This window comes from Thalassospira sp. B30-1 (genome assembly GCF_015767575.1).
Classification (GTDB): domain Bacteria; phylum Pseudomonadota; class Alphaproteobacteria; order Rhodospirillales; family Thalassospiraceae; genus Thalassospira; species Thalassospira xiamenensis.
On the sequence record NZ_CP065232.1, the window covers coordinates 3876253 to 3896754 of the forward strand.

Sequence of the window (20502 nt, forward strand, 5' to 3'; positions counted from 1 at the left end):
GGGGAGCCTCTTGGAATCTAGCGGTTCATTCTTCTACACGTCCAGAGTGTAATTGGACAAGTCCAAAGCCGTTTACGGTTGACCGACAGACTGTTCCACACATAGGGACGCCGGATTGGTCAGTTCCAGGTACGGTCCGCCGCGATCTTCGATCATGCCGCGCACACGGATTTTATCGCCAATCCAGTCTTCCATATGCTGTCCGGCCGTTTTGATCGCATCGCGCAGATCGCGATCGACCATCACGGTGAAATCGTTGCGCCAGTCGGAACCAAAATTAAGGTAGCTGCGCCATTCGCGGTCTTCGATGCGTTGAAGGATGCCATCAATTACGGCAAATCTTCCGACGGCCCGCGCCGCATCGGGAAGATCACCATCAATTTCCGAGGACCCGGCATAATGATAAGCCGGGCTCTGGCCCGGTGCCCAAAGCCCGATTTGCTGCGACATGGCCGATTGCTCGGCCGCAAGCCAAGCATCAATCGGACGGCCTGTTTCGGGCAAAAGCATCACAAGCCCTGTTTCAAGCAGCTTTTCCTGCCAGAGTTTACCAAAACCATCCCGCATATCGGCCAGATGCCGCCCGGCGAAATCGGGCGTTTGATCATAGGCAACAAGATCGGTGATGGCAGAAGACCCGTTTTGCATGGCACTTAAAGCCGCATCCTCGAATTCAGGAACAAAGGCGACATCGGCCAGCCGCCAAAGGATATCTGGCCGGGAGGTCGCAATCAGCGCATCGACGGTTTCGGGCTTTGCCAACCGGATCGGTATCGACCTGACATCACTTCCACGAGCATTGACGGAACCAAAGGACGGCCCGCACAGCCATTGATCCGCCTTTGCCGGGATGCCAAAGGCCAGAATTCCGGCAATCAGACACAAAAACAGCGACATACGGCAGATCGCCGCAAAATTTCCCGATTTTTGCGAATAGGTTTGATTGTTGCGAGATATTGATTGGCAAGCCAACACGCGCTACCACATCGTAAGGGATAAAATTGCGGTTCCGGCAAAGGATACGCATCGCGGGCACAAGAGGAAAGACTTCAATGAGCTGGCTTTTTCATCGCAAGACAAGACGATTGGCAACCGCCCTTGGCGCGCTGGGTCTGGTGGCAACCCTTGCGGGCTGTTCGACCAACCGCGCGACCGGCGAGGACAGCTTTACCGCCTTTATGTCCCCCGATCAGGAAAAACAGGTCGGCGCGGAAGAACATCCGAAAATCGTGCGCGAATTTGGCGGCGATTATGACGAGAAGAATATAGAGGCCTATGTGACCGAAATCGGCAACAAGCTGGTGGCGGTTTCCGAAGCCCCCGACGAGAAGTTTACCTTCACCGTCCTTGATTCACCCGTGATCAACGCCTTTGCCTTACCGGGCGGCTATGTTTACATCACGCGCGGACTGGCTTCGCTTGCCTCGAACGAGGCGGAGCTTGCCGGGGTTCTCGCCCATGAAATCGGCCATGTCGTTGCACGCCATTCCGCCCAGCGTTACAGCCGCGGTGTCCTGACCCAGATTCTGGCCGGTGGCCTTTCGGCGGCCCTTGGCAATGGGGCCGGCGATATCGTCGGTGTCGGCGCGAACGCCTATCTGAAGTCGTTTTCGCGCGAACATGAATTCGAAGCCGACATGCTGGGCGTGCGTTACATCACGCGCGCCGGATACGACCCCGAAGGCATGGCGTCATTCCTGAAAAAACTGCGCGCCCATTCGCGCCTTCAGGCAAAACTGGCAGGCCGGTCGCCCGATGAAATCGATCAGTTTGATTTCATGGCCACCCACCCGCGCACCGTTGACCGCATCGAACAGGCCCACAAGGCCGCCAATGTTACACCGGTCGCAAATCCCGAAGTCGGCAGTGTCCGCTATATGCGCGCCATTGACGGGATTATTTACGGTGACGGCCCTGATAACGGTTATGTCCGTGGAACGTCGTTTATCCATGTGCCGCTTGATTTCCGGTTCGAGGTGCCCGACGGATTTTCGATGATCAACCAGCCCGATGCGGTGATTGCACAGGATGAGGGCGGCGCACAGATCGTGTTTGAAGGCGCACCAAAGGCCAAGGGTGTCGCGCTTGATCAATATCTGGCGCGCGGTTTTTCCAGCAAGATCGCCATCACCAATATCGAAAAAATCGATATCAACGGTCAGGAAGCCGCCACCGGATATGCCGATGTCAACCTGAATTCCGGTGGCAAGGCGCGCCTTCGGGTGGTTGTCATCCGGCACGGCGATAACGCCTATCAGTTCCTGTTCATCATGCCGCTTGATCAGGTTGATGCCTATAACGTTGCACTTCGCCGCACAACATACAGCTTTCGCCCACTGACCCGCGAAGAGCAGCAGAAATACCATCCGCTGCGCATCAAGGTGCGCGCCGTGAACCCGGAATATGATCTTTCGACCTTTGTCGGCCAGATGGCGGTATCACGTGAACCGGCCGAAACCTTTGCCGTACTGAACGGGCTTGAACCCGGGCAGCCACCGGCAACCAATTCGATGGTCAAGGTTGTCATCGACTAACCAGAACAAAGGGGCAGCAAATCCGGTTTGCTGCCCCTTTTGGTATCGAATACCCTGAAAAATCAGCTTTCGATCTGATCGACAATCCTGCCGTCGCGCCCGATCGCAACCGCGATCAATGGGCCACCGCGCCCTGCCCCGCCGTCAATCGACAGGGTAAATTCGCGTTCCTGAAGGCCAAGATTGGCCAAGGCAGATCCCCGCACGATCCGGCGGCAATCGTAATAACGATCCGTGATGCTTTCAAACATCGACCCGCCCCACCAGAAGGTATCGGTCTGTCCGGTCAGCGGACGCGACGCATCAAGCCCGGCATGCACAAAGATCAACGAGCCATCCGTGGCATAGGCCGCGTGCTTCAGGTCCGACAAAAGCGAACTGTGACCAGGCCTGCGACGAAATGCTTCGCCAAACTGGCCGGTCCATTGCGAAATCGCATGCGCCCCCTGCCGCATCAGCGATTGGGTATGCGACGGATCAAAGCCATAGGCGCGCAGCGTCCCGGCAATACCGCGCGACAGCATCCAGTCGAATACCTCGCCCGGGTTCGGGGCAAAGTGAATCTGTTGCAGTTTGCTCAGCATTTCTTCGGTGGAACCGCGCAAAAAGGCGATATCGGCAATATCAACGCCTTCTTTCGCCAGGAAGTAACGCCGGAACAGCAGTAATTCATTGATAGCACCCGATACGGCCTCGGCCGTGCCATCGCCCCAGTAATTGCCAAGATAGATCAGGCGATCACCGGCTGTGATTTTGCCCCGAAGCTTGCCATGAACGGCTTGCAGCGCGGCAAGATCGCCATTGATCGCCCCGACGGTCCATATTTTGTCCGCCGGTTTTATCGGTGCCAGAACTGCGCTCATCGCCATAACGTGCCCAAAATAAACAAAACCGGCCCAAGATTACCTTGTAGGCCGGTTTTTAAAAAGAGGTCTCTGTATAACAAAGCTGTACAGGCGTATCAGGCAGCTTTCTGCAACAGTTTTTCAAGCTTGCCCGAAGCCTTGTCCTTGTCGATCTTTTCGATCGCGGCCAGTTCATCAACAAGGCGTTCAAACGCTGCTTCGTAAATCTGGCGTTCGGAGAACGACTGTTCAGGCTGGGTGGCGGTGCGGTGCAGGTCACGAACCACTTCGGCGATCGAAACCGGGTCACCGGAATTGATCTTTGCCTCATATTCCTGCGCACGGCGCGACCACATGGTGCGTTTGACGCGCGCACGGCCTTTAAGGGTGATAAGCGCCGAGTCCATCTGTTTTTTCGAGGACAGCTTGCGCAGCCCGGAGTTACCCACCTTGTTGACCGGCACGCGCAAGGTCATGCGGCTCGAATCAAAAGTGATGATGTAAAGGCGTAATTCCTGACCCGCGATTTCCTGGGTCTCCAGGCCATCAACACGGCCAACACCGTGTGCGGGGTAAACAACGTAATCGCCAACAGCAAAGGGCAACTTATCCGACATCAAGCTTCCTTCCGGCCCAAACAGGCCTGGTCATTCAACTGTAACACTATAGACCCAGCGACACGAAGAGCTGCACACGACGATGCTTTTGGCGAAGTCGCGGTTTTTGACAGGATATAATAGCGGAGATCCGACTGCGCGGAGCGAGCCTGCCGAGCCCTTGAACGCGAGTTGCCCACAATAACACAAAGAGCCGGCCTATCACAGATTTTTTCCGTGCGACCGGCTCAATGCAGCCATGCGCCAATAAAATCAGGGTGCAAAAACAGTGGTTTTACAAGCGTTTAACGCGTTTTATCAATCACCGGTTCCCGGTGCTTCGCTGAGCAATTCAGTCTTGCCCGACTTGCCATTCCATTCGTCGGCATCGGCCGGTGCATCACCCTTGCGCGTAATATTCGGCCAGACTTCCGCGAATTTGCGGTTGATCTCAAGCCAGTTATCCAGATTCGGTTCCGTATCGGGAATAATGGCCTCGGCCGGACATTCAGGTTCGCAGACACCGCAATCAATGCATTCGTCCGGGTGAATAACCAGGAAGTTTTCACCTTCATAGAAGCAATCGACGGGGCAAACCTCGACGCAGTCCTGATACTTACACTTGATGCAGTTTTCTGTCACCACATAGGTCATGGTGTAACTCCGTTCAGGTTGCGAGGCCGTGATGCGGCTGCGCCCGCGCTCGGCCTTGTTCTCTCTCGGGGCATTGGGTTATCACGCAGTGCGGTTGTGTGCAACTCCAATAAAATCCCATTTTTTTTAGTAGTATTGCCGTTTCGGTGCATTGCGATATCGCAGTTAAACAGACCGCATCGGACGTTCAAACCGGCTTTGGCGGGAAAATACATAAATCCCGGCAATTTTCCAGTATTAGAACCCGCGCAACAATTGCTTTTGCGGTGCCAAGCACATAGTCTGGACTGTGAAACATGGTCATAGAGCCATGCAGGGGTGTGGATTGGCGGAGGGTAGCCTGAAAACACAACGGCTCAGATGGCGTGACCGCTTGTCTGTCAAACAGGCACGTGCCGCTGTCGTTATCACCCTTCTGATTGGCCTGTTTTTCAGCGTCGTACAGATTGTCTGGGATCTTTATGAAGAACGCAGCCTGATTGACCGAACCGTTAATCAGGTTTTGTCGACGTTGCGCGAATCCGCAACACAGGCGGCCTATGGCCTTGACGAAACGCTTGCCGCACGCGTGGTGTCGGGCCTGTTTGAATATGAACCGGTTTACAGCGCGACGCTGCGCGACAATTTCGGAAATGTTCTGGCGCAAAAATCGCGCGCCCCCTCATCATCGGGGCGATCCGCATTTAGCGAAGTGATGTTTGGCAACAACCAGCAATATAACGTGCCGTTGCTGACCGGTGAAAGCCGTGATCTTGTCGGCCATCTGATCGTTCGGATCGATACCGACCTGATTGCCGATGGTTTCATCAATCGCGCCACCCGCATCCTGACGTCGGGCATTTTGCGCAACTTCCTGCTGGGGCTTGCGCTGGTTGTATTCTTTTACCTGACACTCACCAAACCGCTTTTGCGCATTTCACAGGCCGTCACCGGCATTGATCCAGACAGTCCCGATGCAACGGGGCTGACCGTTCCCCGTCATCATCAACGCGATGAACTGGGCCTTTTGTCTCGGTCCGTTGCCACACTGGTCGAAGGGATTGCATCAACACTTGGCAAATTGCGCCAGGCCGAACAGCAGATGCGTGATAACGAGTCCCGCCTGCGCGCGATTGTTCAGAACGTGGCCGATGGCATTCTGACCATCACGCCGAACGGCACCATTGTTGAGTTTAACAATGCATCCTATCCCCTGCTGGGCCTGAAAGAAGGTGAAACGCCAAAGGGACGGTCGCTTCTCGAATTTATCGCCCCGCGCGCCATTCCGAATTTCGAGGAAAGCCTTGCCGAGCTCTCGGGTCTGGACCTGCGTCATCATATCGCAGAGCAGCGCCTGACGCTGCCGCTGGTACGGATGGACAAGACCGAGATCGAAGTAAGCGCCGCGTTTCGCCCGATCCCCGATGCGCAAACACCGCTGATTACGGTTGTTCTTCACGATATCACCGCGCGCAAACGCTATGAGGAACAACTGGTCTATATGGCCAATCACGATGCGCTGACCAACCTGCCCAATCGCAGCATGCTGGAATACAGCCTTAAATCAGCGCTTGAGAATCACAAACGTGATGCCGCCAGCCCGCATGACCGGGCAACCGCGATCCTGTTTATCGATCTGGACCGGTTCAAGCTGATCAATGACAGCCTTGGTCACAATGTCGGTGATTTACTGCTTAAGGCCGTGGCGGACCGTTTGCGCCGGGTGATCAGCCGACAGGAAATCATCGGCCGACTGGGCGGGGACGAGTTCCTGATTATCATCCCGCGGCTGCGCGAAACGCAGGATGCCGCCACACTTTCGCAGGCGGTTCTGGATGCGCTGGCCCCGGCCTTTGACATTCAGGGGCGGCACTTGTTCATCACACCGTCAATCGGCATCGCCCTTTGCCCGGCGGATGGCGATGATTTCCCGACCCTGATGCGCAATGCCGATACGGCGATGTATAGTGCAAAGGCCCGTGGCGGCGGGACCTATCACTTCTTTACCAAGACGATGAATGAAAGTGCGGTTGCGCGGCTTGCCATTGAAAATGACCTGCGCGAAGCCCTGAAAGAGGGACAGTTCGAACTTTATTACCAGCCAAAGATCGAACTGCTATCAGGCAAGCTTGCCGGGCTTGAGGCCTTGATCCGCTGGAACCAGCCGGGGCGTGGCTTTATATCACCAATGCAGTTCATCCCGGTGGCCGAGGAAACCGGACTGATTGGCAAGATCGGCGAATGGGTATTGCGCCGGGTCTGTGATCAGATCCGCGAATGGGATCTGCTGGGTCTGCCGCCGGTCAGCATTGCGGTCAATCTGTCCCCCAGACAATTGATCGAAGGCCGCATTACCGAAACGATTTCGCGCATCCTTGATGAAACCGCAACACCGGCATCACGCATCGTTCTTGAAATCACTGAAACCGTGATGATGCATGAAATCAAACGATCGGCATCCATCCTTGATGAATTGCGCAAGCTTGGCCTGCAGATCGCAATTGACGATTTCGGGACGGGTTATTCGTCGCTGGCCTATCTGAAACGATTGCCGATCAATTCGATCAAGATCGACCGGTCGTTTGTCCGCGATGTGACGACCGATCCCGACGATGCGGCGATCACCAACACGATTATCATCATGGGGCACAATCTTGGCCTGAAGGTGGTTGCAGAAGGGGTTGAAACACAGGAACAGCTTGAATTCCTTCGCGAACATGGCTGCGACGAAATCCAGGGCTTCCTGATTTCCGAACCACGACCGGCCAATATCACAGCCAGACAGATCGAACAGCTTTCGCGCACGGTTGCGTCTATTCTATAATCGGCCCTATCCTTGCGGATGATGCCTGATACAACAAGAACACAAACCGAAAATCAGAGAAAAACATGTCCCAGAATCGATCCGTCCTGCTTGTCGATGACAGCAAATTTGCCAGACTGCTGGTAAAGGCCTTTATCACCAGCAACTATGCCGACTGGCGGGTGGACGAGGCCGAAGAAGCCGAAAAAGCCCAGGCAATGGCCGCCGAGCATGCCTATGATTACCTTTTGATCGATTTCAACATGCCGGGCATGAACGGGCTCGAATTGGGGGAAAAGCTGCGCGCGGCTTATCCCGATGCTGCAATTGCGCTTCTGACGGCCAATATACAGAAGGAAATCCAGAACAAGGCCCACGGGCTTGGCATGGACTTTCTGGCAAAACCGCCAACCGAAGAAAAGATTTGCGATTATCTGAAGGGCAAGGAAGCCGGGCGATGATCGACCTTAGCGAGCTTGAACACGACACAATCAGCGAATTGATCAATATCGGGGTCGGCCGTGCTGCCGCGTCCCTGTCGGAAATGGTTGATCAGCCGGTGGAACTGACAGTTCCGACGATCACCTTTGTCGAAAGGTTTTCCGATTCAAACCTGACATCTTCGCCCGAAGAAGTGGTTTCCGCCGTCAGCCAGTCATTCGATGGCCCGTTCAAGGGCGAGGCGATGCTGGTTTTCCCGGAAAAGCGCAGCCTTGAACTGGTGCGGCGGTTGCTTAAGGTCGATGTGCCGCTCGATACCCTGACCGATCTTGAACAGGAAGCCCTGATGGAGGTCGGCAACATCATCCTCAATGCCTGCCTTGGCAGCATTGCCAACGTGCTGGGCGAGCCGATCAATTGTTCGATGCCGACATTTCGCAAACGCGAAACCCGTGCATTGTTAAATGAAGACACCGCATTTGATGCCGCGTCTGGCAAGATGCCGGTTCTGATGATCCTGCATGTGCAATTCATGCTGCGCCAGAACGATATTGATGGCTATGTGCTGTTTGTCATGGATCTTGACTCCATCCAAACCCTGAAGGAACTGGTACGACGCTTCCTTGAAAACGCACTTGGTTGACGGGCAGCGCCAAGATGACAAACCCTACCCCCCCGATTGTCGATATCAAGAATGCCGCCGAGGCCGCCGACCTATACAGCAATCTGCTTGATACTGCCGATGTCGGATTGGTGGTGATCGGGTCGGATCATGCCATCTGTCACTGGAACCAGTGGATGCAAAGCCGGTCGGGTATTCCGGCCGATCAGGCAATTGGCAAACGGCTGAGTGCGGTTTTCACCGAAACACGTTTGGGGCGGCTCTGCCAAGCAATCAAGGATTGCCTGGAATTCGGCATGCCTGCGGTAATTTCGCCGTCACTTAATCAAGGTGCGCTGCCGCTTCGCCCATTGCCACAATTTGCCGCAACATTTGACCGCATGGAACAATCCATTCGCGTTCATCCGATTACGACATCGCGCGGCGAAAAGCTGTGTTCACTGACCGTGCGCGATGTGACCCTTGCGGTGCAGCGTGACCGGCTTTTGCGCCAACAGGCTGCCGAACTGGCCGAACTGGTCACCCAGACCCGACGCAGCGAAGACCGCACGCGCGCGATTTTGCAAAACACCATTGATGCCATTCTGGTCGCATCTGATGACGGCAACATAGAACCGCTGAATGCCCGCGCACAGGAACTTTGCGGCCCGGAAGGCGACCCGGAACTCAGCAACATTATCCGGTTTCTGCTGCCTGATAGCGAACATACCCCACCACAACGCCCGACAGCCGACAGGTTACTGACCGATCTGGGGACCGGCGTGATCGAGGTTCTGGCATGCACCCCAAATGGCCGCAACGTGCCGCTTGAAGTTGCGATCAGTCATTTTTCGGCAGACGGACGCTATCATTACATCATCACGCTTCGCGATATTTCCCAGCGCAAACGCCATGAAATGGAAATCCAGCGCACCATGGCGGAACTGGAACGTTCCAACAGCGAACTTGAACAATTCGCCTATGCCGCGTCCCACGATTTGCAGGAACCGCTTCGCATGGTGTCAAGCTATACACAGCTGATTGCGCGGCGATACAAGGATCAGCTTGACGAAACCGCAGATGAATTCATCCATTATGCGGTTGATGGCACCCAGCGCATGCAGCGCATGATCGACGACCTTCTGACCCTGTCGCGGGTCGGACGGCATGGCAAACCGTTCAATGCGGTCCCCCTTGATAGTCTGTTTGATGCGATTGCCGCCAATTTCCGGCGCGCAGGCCTTGGCCCGGCGGGCAATATCGTGCGTGACGGCTTCCTGCCAACCGTAACCGGGGATGCCAGCCAGCTTTTGCTGCTGTTTCAGAATCTTGTTTCGAATGGCCTTAAATACAGCGACCCTGACAAGGGTGAAGTCCGGATTTATGCCACCGAAACCGATGAAAGCTGGAAGGTTTTCGTTGCCGATAACGGCATCGGGATCGAACCGCAATATCACGCAACAATCTTTGAAATCTTCAAACGCCTGCACGGTTATGGTGAATATGCCGGGACAGGGATCGGTCTTGCGATCTGCAAAAAGATCGTCGACCGGCATGGCGGAACGATTTCGGTAGAAAGTGAACCGGGCAAAGGCAGCACGTTCTGCGTTGAATTGCCGAAAGAATTGCCGATTGTGATCCCGCCAGAAAGCATGTAGCTTTCGTTTACGTAAGCGTAAACCTGAACGGGATGTCATGAGCGACAATTATTCCATCACCGACCTTGCCCGCGAGTTCGACGTCACGACCCGTACCATCCGTTTTTACGAGGATCAGGAACTGATCGCCCCGGCTCGTCAGGGGCAGACCCGCATTTACAGCCATCGCGACCGGGTGCGCCTGCGCCTGATCATGCGGGGCAAGCGGCTTGGCTTTTCGCTTAAGGAAATCCGCGATCTGCTTGATCTTTATGACACCGACCGCAGCGAAATCATGCAGTTGACCATCCTTGTCGGCAAGATCAATGAACGCCGCGACACGCTGCGCAAACAGCGTCAGGATATCGATGCGACACTTGATGAGCTCGATAAGCTTGAAGAAACCTGTCAGGAAGAATTGACCCGCAAATCGGGGAACTGATCTGCACTGTTGTGTGCCTTGACGTGGTCAGGAATCAGGAGCCTGCACCCGGCTCCCCGCCCTGCGTCTGTACCTGCGCCATCGGCATCGATGCGGGCAGACGCGACGGGCGCGACAGGATAAAACAGCTGACCGGGATCGCGACAAGCAACTGGATCATCACCACCCAGCGGTTTTCGACAAAGATCAGGGATGCGGCAATCACCACGACAAAGGCCGACATCGCCATGATCTTGGCCCGGCGATGGATCACGCCATGTTCGTTCCAGTGCCGGATCGACGGACCAAAATGCGGATGATTGTAAATCCACGCATGCAGGCGCGGTGACCCTTTGCTAAACAGCCAGGCGGCCAGCAGCATGAAGGGGGTGGTCGGCAGAATTGGCAGAAATGCGCCAACAATTCCAAGCCCTACCGAAAGCCAGCCCAAGGCCAGATAAAGATACGATACCTGCACGTCTTATTTCCTGTTTACAGCCCTGCCCGCCCCTGACAGGGTAAGTGCCTTCAATGTAGGTGGAATGCCATTGTTTTTCAATCAACAGCACCCACCGGCTTTCGGGCTTCTGCCGTGCGGGATCGCCGCACAACTTGCCGCCCCTATTACTTAGACGATCCGCCATGCTCGAAATCTCAAATGATCTTTATCTTGATGAACGCCATCTGCAATTCCAGTTCGTGCGCGCATCCGGACCGGGCGGCCAGAACGTCAACAAAGTATCGACCGCGGTACAGATGCGCGTGCGTATTGATGACCTGACGGAATTGCCGCAACGCGTGCGTGATCGCCTGCGTGAACTGGCGGGCAGCAGGCTGACCAATGACGGGGAAATCATCTTTGACGCGCAGCGTTATCGCACCCAGGAACGGAATAAACAGGATGCCATCGAACGGCTTCTGGCCCTGTTGCGCAAGGCCGCAGAACGCAAGAAATTCCGCGTCAAAACCCGCCCGTCTCTATCGGCCAAACGCAAACGGGTCGACACGAAAAAGAAACGCGGCGACGTAAAGAAAATGCGCCAGCGACCGATGGATTAGGCCGCAGATACCGGTCAGGACAACGGGCATTTATGCAGCCAGTCGTCCATCAAGGCGGCCATTTCCGAGTTTTCCACACCCGCCTGTGACAGCGATTGCCAGGTCGAAAACTGCACCGCATGTCGCGCAACCGCTTGGCACATCTTGCCCTTGCGTCGTTCGGCAGGCAGGCTTGCCAGTGCATCGGCAGACAACATGTCGAGATAGCCATCAAAGCCCTTCATCTGTTCATGAAGGGCTGGGACATTTTCCCGATCACGATAGCAATGATCCCACATATAAGCCGTTTCACCATAATAGTGATAAAGCATGCTCAGTATCGCGAGGCCCCAGTCACCCTCTGCTACCGACTCGCGCCATGATGCGGGATCGGGTGGCGGGTTAAGGCTCAGCCAATGTGACGAGCACGCATCAAGCAATTCATTTTCTTCGGGAAAATGCCGATAGACCGTCAGGCGCTGCACCCCGGCGCGGTCTGCAATCGCGCTGATGGTTGTGCGTGCCGGGCCGACTTCGCCATGCAATTTCATCGCAGCTTCGAGAATCTTGAGGCGCGTTTCGTCTTCTTTTTCCGCGCGTAACGTCTTGTTGTATTTTCGTTTTTCCATTTAATAAAACATCACTGTTCTTTTAAATTTAAACCAAAGGAACTGCGTTCTTCATTTTAAATGAACACATGTGATCATTCACTTTCTTGGTAGTTCCCCAAAGAGCCACAAAATACACATGATGCAGCCCAACCCTGAATTTAACCATCATCACCAGCTTTGCCGAAATGAGCAAGATGAACCTTCGGGACATCCCGGTTCGTATTGCGGATTTCCAATCCGGATTTGCACACAGCCAACCGGGTTTCTATAACTGTCATGGAATGACACAGGATTTGCCAACATGACAATCCAATGGAACGAAATCGCCAAGCCCGCCCTGCCCGCCAATTGCGGATGGCGCGGCATCTACCGGGTGCGTTATTCGGAAATTGGCGATAACGGCCTTGCGATGTTGCCGGCCCTGGCCGATTACATGCAAGACGCCGCTGGTTGGGGGGCACGCATCCTGAAACTCGCCTATGACGACACGGTTGATAAAGGCATGGCATGGGTGCTGGCGCGGATGGTCATTCATGTCCGACGCTATCCCGGCAATGGCGAGGAAATCATTGTCGAAACATGGCCATCGGGCGTTGCAAGGCGTGTGGCCACCCGCGATTTCCGTCTGATCGACGGCAAGGGTGATGTAATTGCGGTCGCGCAAAGCTTCTGGGTGATGTTTGACCTGCTGGAACGCCGTGCCGCAAGCTGGCCGGACTGGATCGAAGAACGGCTGCCAAAACCGCCCGGCCCGAAACTGATCGAACCACCATTCCGGCCGCCCTTCACCACCGACCCGTTACCCGAAATCGACAGCATAAAGGCCCGCCCATCCGATCTTGACCTGTATGGGCATGTCAATAATGTGCGCCTGATGCAGTGGGTGCTTGGCGCAACCGGTGCGGATGCAAAACCGGACTTCCAACCCGAAAGCATCGATATCCAGTTCCGCACCGAATGCCGGGTTCACGAACGGGTAAAGGTTCGCCAGACGAACGGGTTTTCCGCGATTACGCGCGATGGCGACGGGGTTGATCTTGTCCGTGCCCATGTGGTGGCACGAAACCAGACCGCTCTGGCCTAGGATCAGGACAGAATTCCGAGCAGTTCGGCAATCGGTCTGAAACTGCGGCGGTGATGCAGGGTCGGCCCGACAATGCCAAGCCCCTCCATATGCTTTTTCACGCCATATCCCGCATTGCCATCCCATCCGAAATGCGGATAGCGCGCGGCAAGGCGGGTCATGGCGCGGTCGCGCACGACCTTGGCAACGATGGATGCCGCCGCGATGGATAATGATCTGCCATCGCCCTTGATGACCGTTTCCACCGCGCACGGCAGCCCCGGGTCACGATTGCCATCCACCAGCGCCTGATCAGGGCATTGCGGCAAACGCGCCACTGCACGGCGCATCGCAACATAGGTCGCCTGAAGGATATTGATCCGGTCGATTTCACGGACCGATGCCGCGCCAATACCAACCTCGGCACATCCCATGATCAGGTCAAACAACAGATCGCGTTTCTTGACCGACAGCTTTTTGGAATCGTTGAGTTCCGCCAGAAGGATTTCAGGCAGCCGTTCATCACGCGGCAGGATCACGGCCGCGGCAACCACCGGCCCGGCAAGCGGCCCGCGGCCGACCTCGTCGATCCCGGCAATGCGTCCGCGATATTGATCCTCGATGCTGAAATCCGGCATGTAAAACCTGTCCCTCCTGCCTTGTCCTCATAGCAAGGATGTGGGGCGGTCGACAATGTCATCTGTGATGACGTCTGGCAAAATCATCCGCCGTGATGGCATATCGCACGCCATCACTATCGGTCTTGTGATGGCGCATGCCGATCTTTCGTGCGACCGCAAGTGACCCGATATTGCGTGCATCGATACAGGCAATGAAACTGTCCAGTTTCATTTTTTCAAACCCGTGCGATAACACGGCGTTGGCGGCCTCGGATGCATATCCCCGCCCCCAGAAAGCCGGTTTCAGACGCCAGCCGATTTCGATTTCGGGTCCAACGGCGTCCTCGGGGATCAGCAGAACCCAGCCAATGAAACTGTCCGGTTCCGTTTTTCGAAACAGCGACCAATATCCCAGCCCCGGCCCGTAATCCATGGTGATGCGATCATGGATAAAGGCGCGATGTTCGGTTTCATCGGCCCAAGGCCCCTGAACGAAATCGGTTACGCCGGGTTCGCGATCCATCGCAAAACAATCGTCAAGATCATCCAATGTCCGCGGGCGCAGCCATAGACGTTCGGTTTCCAGTATCATTCGGTTTTCCTGCTATTCGAGCACCGCAACAGCATAACAAAACGGCACCGCTTGAACGGTGCCGTTTTAAGGTTTGCAAACCCGGCTATTTTTCGTCGGGTTTATATTCTTCGCTGGGGTCATAGCCATCCGGGCCAACCGGATCAAAGGTCGCCCAACCTTCGTCCCGACCACTTTCCGGAAGGTCCTTATGCGGGTCAACATGACGCAGCAAATAGGCCTTGGCGATCAGGTTCGCGGTGATCGGTGCCGTCAGGAACAGGAACAGCGTGATCAGCAATTCATGAATGGTGAAATGCCCGCGTTCGATCCAGAAGAACAGCATCGAAGCAATCAGAATGGCACCAACACCCACGGTGGTTGCCTTGGTCGGCGCATGGAGCCGCGGCAGCAATTCACGCAGCTTGATCATCCCGAACGACCCGACCAGCAGGAAAATCCCGCCAATCACGATCAGAACAGAAATGACGATTTCAGCAATAAACGGCATCCTGTCTCTCCCTATTCGATGATGTCGCCACGCAAGACGAACTTGCAATAGGCAACGGTGGAGACAAAGCCGAACATGGCAAACAGAAGCGCGCCTTCGAAATACATCGAGGTCGCGCGGCTGATCCCGTACAGCACCAGAAGGGCAATGGCGTTGATCGCCATGGTATCAACCGCCAGAACACGATCAGCAATGGTCGGCCCCTTGGCCAAACGCCACAGATTCATCAACAGGGCCACCGCCACACAGATAAAGCCGAAATTCAGTGCATATTCGATCATTCGAAAATCTCCTTCAGACGGCCTTCGTAGCGGGTCTTGATATCATCAACCACGCCCTGCGGGTCCGGCGCATGCAGGCAATGCACCAGAAGGCTTTTGGCATCCGCACTCAGATCGATGGTCACCGTGCCCGGCGTCATGGTGATCGTCCCGGCAAGGGTCGTGATCGCCTCGGGCGAGGTCAGATCAAGCGGCACAACCACGCTTTTGGATTCAAGGCTTTCGGTCTTGCGAAACAGGATCAGTCCGGCAACCACAACATTGGCGACCAGAATGTCCCACAACACGATCAACCCGTATTCGCAGATGGCATAGGCATTGCCGACCTTTGGGCGCGCGGGCCAGAAGTTTGACGTGATCAGCGGGATGGCAATCGCCAGGATCGCACCAAAGACCACGGCACCAGCCGATATTTCATTGACCAGCAACACCCAGACAACCAGCAGGGCCAGCGAGAGCAGCGGGTGGGGAAGACAACGTTTCAACATCATCACTATCCTTTCATCACCGCTTACTGGCCAGACTGTGTGGCGGGTATTTCACCCAGCACAGCCCGGATGTAATCCGTGGTGTCAAACAATTGCGCCGCCGTTCCCTGCAGGTAATCCGTGATCGGGGCGGCAAAGACCGTCAGCACAACCAGCGCACCAAGCATGCCGCAGGCGGCAATGATCGGAAGAACCGGCCAATTGGCGCCTTCGACCTCAATCACGCCTTCGGCAGACGCGCTTTTCCAGAACAGCACACTGCCAGCCCGACCGAAACCGACAATCCCCATCAACGACGTCACAAGGATCACCGCCCAGATCCAGACGCCGAACGCGCTATCGCGCGCAGCATCAAGGATAAGAAGCTTGCCGATAAAGCCACTAAGCGGCGGCATCCCGGCCATGGCGATGGCGGCAATAAAGAACAGAACCGCCAGCAATCCGGACTGATGGAAAACCGGCGCGGTGTTCAGGCGATCGCCATACTGGCCACGGCGCGATGCCACAAGATCACCGATCAGGAACAGGGCCGCACCGGCAAAGGTCGAATGCAGCAGATAATAAAGACCGGCCGAAATGCTTTCGGGCGTAAACAGCGCGATGGAAATCAAAAGCGTTCCCATCGATCCGATCACGGAAAAGGCAATCAGACCATTAAGCCGCTTGGCCGCCAGAACCCCGATCATGCCAATCGCCAGTGTCACAATCGCGGCTGGCAGGATATAGGGCTGTGCGAGCCACGCCATATCACCGGCATTTTCACCAAAGCCCAGCGAATAGACGCGCAGGATCGAATAGGCCCCGACCTTCGTCATGATGGCAAACAGCGCCGCCACCGGGGCCGGTGCATTTGCATAGGTGCCCGGTAGCCAGAAATGAACCGGCACAAGGGCCGCCTTCACACAGAACACCAAAAGCAGGATCAACGCCCCGGCACGCAGCAGCGCGGCATCACCAGCCGCCACCAGCGGCACCTGAACGGCAAGATCAGCCATGTTCAGCGTACCGGTAACGGCGTAGATCATGCCGACCCCGACAAGGAACAGCGACGACCCCGTCAGGTTGATGACGATATATTGCATGCCCGCCTTAAGGCGTTCCGCCCCGGCCCCATGCAGCATCAGACCATAGGATGCGATCAGCAGGACTTCGAAGAAGACAAACAGGTTGAACACATCCCCCGTCAGGAAGGCACCATTGACCCCCATCAGCTGGAACTGGAACAGGGCATGGAAATGCTGGCCGCGCTTGTCCCATTCGCTGGATGCAAACAGGATGACGCCAAGACCAAGGATCGAGGTCAGAAAGATCATCATCGCCGACAGACGATCCAATACGATCACGATCCCGAACGGTGCCGGCCAATCGCCAAGCGCGTACATTTCCGGGTTGTTGTTATTGGCAAAAATCACCAGCGACAGGGTAACCGCCACAAGGGCGACGGTCGCGGTGATCGAGAATATGCGCTGCAAGACAATGTCGTGACGCACCGCCAGAACAATCAGGGCGGCCATCACGGCAGGCAGCAAAATGGGGACGACAATCCAGTGACCCATCAGTTTTCATCTCCTGCTTCGGATGGTGCGCCTTCCGGGCGACCGTCAACATGGTCATTACCGATTTCAAGATAGGCCCGGATTGACAGCACAACGATCAGTGCGGTCATCCCGAACGAAATCACGATCGCTGTCAGGACAAGCGCCTGGGGCAGCGGATCGGTATATTCGGTAACACCATCACGCAGGATGGGCGGCATATCGATGGTCAGGCGTCCCATGGCGAACAGGAACACGTTCACCGCATAGGACAACATCGCCAAACCGATCACCACCGGGAAAGTACGACCGCGCAGCAACATATATGTCCCGCACATGGTCAGAAGCCCGATACTGCTTGCTACAAGAAACTCCATGATATCAGGCCTCTTTCTCAGCTGTCGCGACCTTCGCGGTCGCGGCGGACGGATCATGGTCCATCGGCTCGGGATTGATGTCGACATGTTCGGCCATGCGTTCCACCTGCGACAGTTTGGCAAGCGCAAGGGTCACCGCCCCCACCACCGTCAGGAACACACCAAGATCAAAGCCCATGGCAGATGCCAGCTCAAATTCGCCGACAATCGGCAGATGAACATGGACAAAGCCACTGGTCAGGAACGGCAGCCCCGCCACCCAGGCCGAAAGCCCCGTAATGGCCGCGGCAATCACGCCAAGCCCGATCATGCCGTGGTAATTGGCCTTCATGCGATTCTGGGTCCAGCCAAAGCCCGACGCCATATATTGCATGACCAAGGCAACCGAAACGACCAGACCGGCAATAAAGCCACCACCTGGCTCGTTATGACCGCGCAGGAAGATGTAAACCCCCACCAGAAGCGACAGCGGCAGCATCACGCGCGTTGCAATGACCATCATCATCGGATGACGGTCTGCCGACCGGCGATTATCGACCACCCAGCTTGCAAGGCGTTTGGCGGCCTCGCCCTGGGTGACGGTTTCAATCAGGGCAAAGATCGACAATGCGGCAATGCCAAGAACAATGATCTCGCCAAAGGTATCAAAACCACGGAAGTCAACGAGGATCACGTTGACCACGTTGGTGCCGCCACCTTCGGTTTTCGAATTGGCCAGATGAAACGCCGAAATCGAATTGGGCAGTTCACGGGTCATGATCGCCCAGACAGCCCCACCCATGCCAAGACCGGCCGCGATTGAAATCACCCAGTCGCGGAATTTGCGCCCCGGCTGGCTTTCTTTCGGGGTTTCCTTTGGCAGGATGTTCAACGCCAGCAACATCAGGATGACCGTTACCACCTCGACCGAGATTTGGGTCAGGGCAAGGTCAGGTGCCGACAGATAGATGAAGCCAAGCGAGACAATCAAACCGATGACCCCCACCAGAAGAAGGGTCAGAAGCCGGTTATGATGCATCGCGACCGCCGCGATACAGGTCCCGACCAGAAGCACCCAACCAATGGCGGCAGGCGGCGAAACGGCCAGAAGTTCGCGCGTACCAGCGGTGTGATCGGGTTCGGCATAGAAACCCGAAAGCCCGATGGCTATGGCGGCAAAGATCATGATCGCCAGATAACGTTGCAGCGATCCGTTCTGAAGATTGTCGGAAATCACGCGACTAAGCGCCACGACCTTGACGATCAGACAATCAAACATTGCCTTTGCATCCGGCCGCGACAGGTTGGAGGTTACCGACATCAGGCCGCCATGACGCAGAAGAATAAGCGCACCGGCAATCAGGGCAATCACGCTCATGCCAAGTGCCGGGGTCAGGCCGTGCCAAAGTGCCAGATGATATTCCGGAAGGTTCCCCCCCGTGACCGCATTGGCCGTGGCCGCAACCAGCGGTCCGGCAATGGCCGCCGGGAACAGACCGATCAGAACCACCAGAACCGTCAGAAATGCGGGCGGTGCCCACATGCCAAACGGCGGGTCATGGGGATGATGGGGCAGTTCGTCACGGGTTTTGCCAAACCAGACATGGAAGATAAAGCGCAACGAATAGGCGACCGAGAACACCGCACCAATCGTTGCCAGCAACGGTACAAGCCAGTTCTGATCGAACCAGACGGTATGCCATGCTTCTTCCAGCATCATTTCCTTGGACAGGAACCCGTTCAGCGGAATGATCCCGGCCATCGATGCCGCCGAAATGATCCCGATGGTCCCGGCAATCGGCATCAGGTTCAGCAACCCGCCCAGACGGCGGATATCGCGCGTTCCGGTCTCATGGTCAATGATCCCGGCGGTCATGAACAGGGCCGCCTTGAAGGTTGCATGGTTGATGATATGAAACACGCCCGCAACGGCGGCCATCGGCGTTCCGAAACCAAACAGCATGGTCACAAGACCAAGATGGCTGACGGTGGAGTACGCCAGAAGCCCCTTAAGGTCATGTTTGAAAATCGCAATCCAGGCGCCCAGCACCATGGTCACGAGGCCCGCACTCGCCACGATATAGAACCATTCCTCCGTTCCCGAAAGAACCGGCCACATGCGCGCCATCAGGAAGATACCCGCCTTGACCATGGTCGCCGAATGCAGATAGGCCGAAACTGGGGTCGGTGCGGCCATGGCATGCGGCAGCCAGAAATGGAACGGGAACTGTGCCGATTTGGTAAAGCAGCCCAGCAGGATCAGAACAAGGGCTGGCACATAAAGCGGCGACGCCTGGATCAGGTCGGCATTTTGCAGGATCACCGTCAGATCATAGGACCCGACGATATTTCCAAGGATCAGCATCCCGGCAATCATCGCAAGTCCGCCTGCCCCGGTCACGGTCAGCGCCATACGCGCGCCCTGACGACCTTCGGGCAGATGCTTCCAGTAACCGATCAGAAGGAAGGATGACAGCGACGTCAGTTCCCAGAAAATCAGCAGAAGCAGGATGTTGTCGGACAGAACAATACCGACCATCGCGCCCTGGAACAGCAGCAGGAACACATAAAACCGCCCCATCGGATCGTCTTTCGACAGATAGAACCGGGCGTAAATGATGATTAGCAAACCAATCCCGAGGATCAGGGTCGCAAACAGCAAACCCAGACCATCAAGAAAGAAGGTCACGTTCAATCCAAGATCGGTCAGCCAGTCATAGCGGACCTGAAACACTTCGCCGCCAATGACGGCGGGTGCCTTGGCGATAAGCAGGATCAAGGCAAGCAGCGTGACCGAGCCGGTAGCTGTGGCGCACGCATTGCGCCCGGCCCTGATCATGACGGCGGGTAACACCGCCCCAAGGAAGGGAAGCAAAACAATGAGGGTGAGACTCATGAAAGACCCTTATTTTTGGAA

The 20502-nt window shown here is 55.9% G+C and carries 22 protein-coding genes; 8 read left to right on the forward strand and 14 right to left on the reverse strand.

Annotated features, from left to right (window positions below; translation table 11 throughout):
* Positions 1 to 72 precede the first annotated feature (72 nt).
* Positions 73 to 897, reverse strand: a complete 825-nt coding sequence (locus tag IT971_RS18225) for a hypothetical protein (RefSeq protein WP_065701791.1) — start codon at positions 895 to 897, stop codon at positions 73 to 75.
* A gap of 155 nt (positions 898 to 1052) precedes the next feature.
* On the opposite strand from IT971_RS18225, the gene IT971_RS18230 reads away from it, so the two are divergent.
* Positions 1053 to 2534, forward strand: a complete 1482-nt coding sequence (locus tag IT971_RS18230) for a M48 family metalloprotease (RefSeq protein WP_037987239.1) — start codon at positions 1053 to 1055, stop codon at positions 2532 to 2534.
* Between the two features lie 62 nt (positions 2535 to 2596).
* On the opposite strand, the gene IT971_RS18235 is transcribed toward IT971_RS18230, so the two are convergent.
* From IT971_RS18235 to fdxA, 3 genes are all read right to left on the reverse strand, one after another.
* Entirely contained in the window at positions 2597 to 3403 is an 807-nt protein-coding gene (locus IT971_RS18235; protein WP_065701792.1) for a hypothetical protein, read from the reverse strand.
* Positions 3404 to 3495: 92 nt separating this feature from the next.
* Positions 3496 to 3996, reverse strand: coding sequence for a CarD family transcriptional regulator (locus tag IT971_RS18240; protein WP_007090190.1), 501 nt, complete (start codon positions 3994 to 3996; stop codon positions 3496 to 3498).
* A 297-nt stretch (positions 3997 to 4293) separates the two neighbouring features.
* Positions 4294 to 4629, reverse strand: coding sequence for a ferredoxin FdxA (fdxA, locus tag IT971_RS18245; protein WP_007090191.1), 336 nt, complete (start codon positions 4627 to 4629; stop codon positions 4294 to 4296).
* A gap of 373 nt (positions 4630 to 5002) precedes the next feature.
* Here fdxA and IT971_RS18250 point away from each other — a divergent pair, with 373 nt between their 5' ends.
* From IT971_RS18250 to IT971_RS18270, 5 genes are all read left to right on the forward strand, one after another.
* The gene (locus IT971_RS18250; RefSeq protein WP_065701793.1) at positions 5003 to 7432 is read left to right on the forward strand and encodes a bifunctional diguanylate cyclase/phosphodiesterase; all 2430 of its coding nucleotides are present in this window, start codon (positions 5003 to 5005) and stop codon (positions 7430 to 7432) included.
* A gap of 65 nt (positions 7433 to 7497) precedes the next feature.
* Complete coding sequence (locus tag IT971_RS18255; RefSeq protein WP_007090193.1) at positions 7498 to 7872, forward strand: response regulator transcription factor; 375 nt, start codon at positions 7498 to 7500, stop codon at positions 7870 to 7872.
* On the forward strand, positions 7869 to 8495 hold the full coding sequence (locus IT971_RS18260; protein WP_007090194.1) for a hypothetical protein: 627 nt from the start codon (positions 7869 to 7871) through the stop codon (positions 8493 to 8495). Before IT971_RS18255 ends, IT971_RS18260 begins: the two co-directional genes overlap by 4 nt.
* A 14-nt stretch (positions 8496 to 8509) precedes the next feature.
* Positions 8510 to 10111 (forward strand): ATP-binding protein, encoded by a 1602-nt coding sequence (locus IT971_RS18265; protein WP_065702145.1) that lies wholly within the window; start codon positions 8510 to 8512, stop codon positions 10109 to 10111.
* Positions 10112 to 10148: 37 nt separating this feature from the next.
* Positions 10149 to 10532, forward strand: a complete 384-nt coding sequence (locus IT971_RS18270) for a MerR family DNA-binding transcriptional regulator (RefSeq protein WP_065701794.1) — start codon at positions 10149 to 10151, stop codon at positions 10530 to 10532.
* Positions 10533 to 10566: 34 nt separating this feature from the next.
* Here the strand turns inward: IT971_RS18270 and IT971_RS18275 are convergent, their stop codons facing one another.
* Positions 10567 to 10989, reverse strand: coding sequence for a YbaN family protein (locus IT971_RS18275; protein WP_037987237.1), 423 nt, complete (start codon positions 10987 to 10989; stop codon positions 10567 to 10569).
* A 164-nt stretch (positions 10990 to 11153) separates the two neighbouring features.
* Here IT971_RS18275 and arfB point away from each other — a divergent pair, with 164 nt between their 5' ends.
* Positions 11154 to 11570: an alternative ribosome rescue aminoacyl-tRNA hydrolase ArfB gene (arfB, locus tag IT971_RS18280; protein ID WP_007090198.1), complete on the forward strand. Its 417-nt coding sequence runs from the start codon at positions 11154 to 11156 to the stop codon at positions 11568 to 11570.
* 14 nt (positions 11571 to 11584) lie between these two features.
* Here arfB and IT971_RS18285 read toward each other — a convergent pair whose 3' ends face one another.
* On the reverse strand, positions 11585 to 12178 hold the full coding sequence (locus tag IT971_RS18285) for a TetR/AcrR family transcriptional regulator (RefSeq protein WP_065701795.1): 594 nt from the start codon (positions 12176 to 12178) through the stop codon (positions 11585 to 11587).
* Positions 12179 to 12461: 283 nt separating this feature from the next.
* On the opposite strand from IT971_RS18285, the gene IT971_RS18290 reads away from it, so the two are divergent.
* Positions 12462 to 13244, forward strand: a complete 783-nt coding sequence (locus IT971_RS18290; protein WP_065701796.1) for an acyl-[acyl-carrier-protein] thioesterase — start codon at positions 12462 to 12464, stop codon at positions 13242 to 13244.
* Positions 13245 to 13246: 2 nt separating this feature from the next.
* Here the strand turns inward: IT971_RS18290 and IT971_RS18295 are convergent, their stop codons facing one another.
* The 8 genes from IT971_RS18295 to IT971_RS18330 form a co-directional block, all read right to left on the reverse strand.
* Positions 13247 to 13861: a ribonuclease HII gene (locus IT971_RS18295; protein ID WP_065701797.1), complete on the reverse strand. Its 615-nt coding sequence runs from the start codon at positions 13859 to 13861 to the stop codon at positions 13247 to 13249.
* 58 nt (positions 13862 to 13919) lie between these two features.
* The gene (locus IT971_RS18300; protein WP_065701798.1) at positions 13920 to 14435 is read right to left on the reverse strand and encodes a GNAT family N-acetyltransferase; all 516 of its coding nucleotides are present in this window, start codon (positions 14433 to 14435) and stop codon (positions 13920 to 13922) included.
* 85 nt (positions 14436 to 14520) lie between these two features.
* Positions 14521 to 14925, reverse strand: coding sequence for a Na+/H+ antiporter subunit G (locus IT971_RS18305; protein ID WP_007090203.1), 405 nt, complete (start codon positions 14923 to 14925; stop codon positions 14521 to 14523).
* 11 nt (positions 14926 to 14936) lie between these two features.
* A complete protein-coding gene (locus IT971_RS18310; protein ID WP_007090204.1) occupies positions 14937 to 15206 on the reverse strand; it encodes a K+/H+ antiporter subunit F in 270 nt (89 codons plus the stop codon).
* A complete protein-coding gene (locus IT971_RS18315) occupies positions 15203 to 15697 on the reverse strand; it encodes a Na+/H+ antiporter subunit E (protein WP_223304866.1) in 495 nt (164 codons plus the stop codon). The genes IT971_RS18310 and IT971_RS18315 overlap by 4 nt, the downstream gene beginning before the upstream one ends.
* A 20-nt stretch (positions 15698 to 15717) precedes the next feature.
* Positions 15718 to 17250, reverse strand: coding sequence for a monovalent cation/H+ antiporter subunit D (locus IT971_RS18320; RefSeq protein WP_065701799.1), 1533 nt, complete (start codon positions 17248 to 17250; stop codon positions 15718 to 15720).
* Entirely contained in the window at positions 17250 to 17606 is a 357-nt protein-coding gene (locus tag IT971_RS18325; RefSeq protein WP_065701800.1) for a Na+/H+ antiporter subunit C, read from the reverse strand. Before IT971_RS18325 ends, IT971_RS18320 begins: the two co-directional genes overlap by 1 nt.
* Positions 17607 to 17610: 4 nt before the next feature.
* Positions 17611 to 20481, reverse strand: coding sequence for a monovalent cation/H+ antiporter subunit A (locus IT971_RS18330; protein ID WP_007090208.1), 2871 nt, complete (start codon positions 20479 to 20481; stop codon positions 17611 to 17613).
* Positions 20482 to 20502: the final 21 nt, after the last annotated feature.

Coding starts and splice junctions, on each gene's coding strand:
- IT971_RS18310 (WP_007090204.1), bottom strand. CDS start 15,206: ATGATCGAATATGCACTGAATTTCGGCTTTATCTGTGTGGCGGTGGCC.
- IT971_RS18230 (WP_037987239.1), top strand. CDS start 1,053: ATGAGCTGGCTTTTTCATCGCAAGACAAGACGATTGGCAACCGCCCTT.
- IT971_RS18270 (WP_065701794.1), top strand. CDS start 10,149: ATGAGCGACAATTATTCCATCACCGACCTTGCCCGCGAGTTCGACGTC.
- IT971_RS18305 (WP_007090203.1), bottom strand. CDS start 14,925: ATGCCGTTTATTGCTGAAATCGTCATTTCTGTTCTGATCGTGATTGGC.
- IT971_RS18320 (WP_065701799.1), bottom strand. CDS start 17,250: ATGGGTCACTGGATTGTCGTCCCCATTTTGCTGCCTGCCGTGATGGCC.
- IT971_RS18315 (WP_223304866.1), bottom strand. CDS start 15,697: ATGATGTTGAAACGTTGTCTTCCCCACCCGCTGCTCTCGCTGGCCCTG.
- IT971_RS18325 (WP_065701800.1), bottom strand. CDS start 17,606: ATGGAGTTTCTTGTAGCAAGCAGTATCGGGCTTCTGACCATGTGCGGG.
- IT971_RS18295 (WP_065701797.1), bottom strand. CDS start 13,861: ATGCCGGATTTCAGCATCGAGGATCAATATCGCGGACGCATTGCCGGG.
- IT971_RS18285 (WP_065701795.1), bottom strand. CDS start 12,178: ATGGAAAAACGAAAATACAACAAGACGTTACGCGCGGAAAAAGAAGAC.
- IT971_RS18300 (WP_065701798.1), bottom strand. CDS start 14,435: ATGATACTGGAAACCGAACGTCTATGGCTGCGCCCGCGGACATTGGAT.
- IT971_RS18330 (WP_007090208.1), bottom strand. CDS start 20,481: ATGAGTCTCACCCTCATTGTTTTGCTTCCCTTCCTTGGGGCGGTGTTA.
- IT971_RS18225 (WP_065701791.1), bottom strand. CDS start 897: ATGTCGCTGTTTTTGTGTCTGATTGCCGGAATTCTGGCCTTTGGCATC.
- IT971_RS18290 (WP_065701796.1), top strand. CDS start 12,462: ATGACAATCCAATGGAACGAAATCGCCAAGCCCGCCCTGCCCGCCAAT.
- IT971_RS18235 (WP_065701792.1), bottom strand. CDS start 3,403: ATGGCGATGAGCGCAGTTCTGGCACCGATAAAACCGGCGGACAAAATA.
- fdxA (WP_007090191.1), bottom strand. CDS start 4,629: ATGACCTATGTGGTGACAGAAAACTGCATCAAGTGTAAGTATCAGGAC.
- IT971_RS18265 (WP_065702145.1), top strand. CDS start 8,510: ATGACAAACCCTACCCCCCCGATTGTCGATATCAAGAATGCCGCCGAG.
- IT971_RS18260 (WP_007090194.1), top strand. CDS start 7,869: ATGATCGACCTTAGCGAGCTTGAACACGACACAATCAGCGAATTGATC.
- arfB (WP_007090198.1), top strand. CDS start 11,154: ATGCTCGAAATCTCAAATGATCTTTATCTTGATGAACGCCATCTGCAA.
- IT971_RS18240 (WP_007090190.1), bottom strand. CDS start 3,996: ATGTCGGATAAGTTGCCCTTTGCTGTTGGCGATTACGTTGTTTACCCC.
- IT971_RS18255 (WP_007090193.1), top strand. CDS start 7,498: ATGTCCCAGAATCGATCCGTCCTGCTTGTCGATGACAGCAAATTTGCC.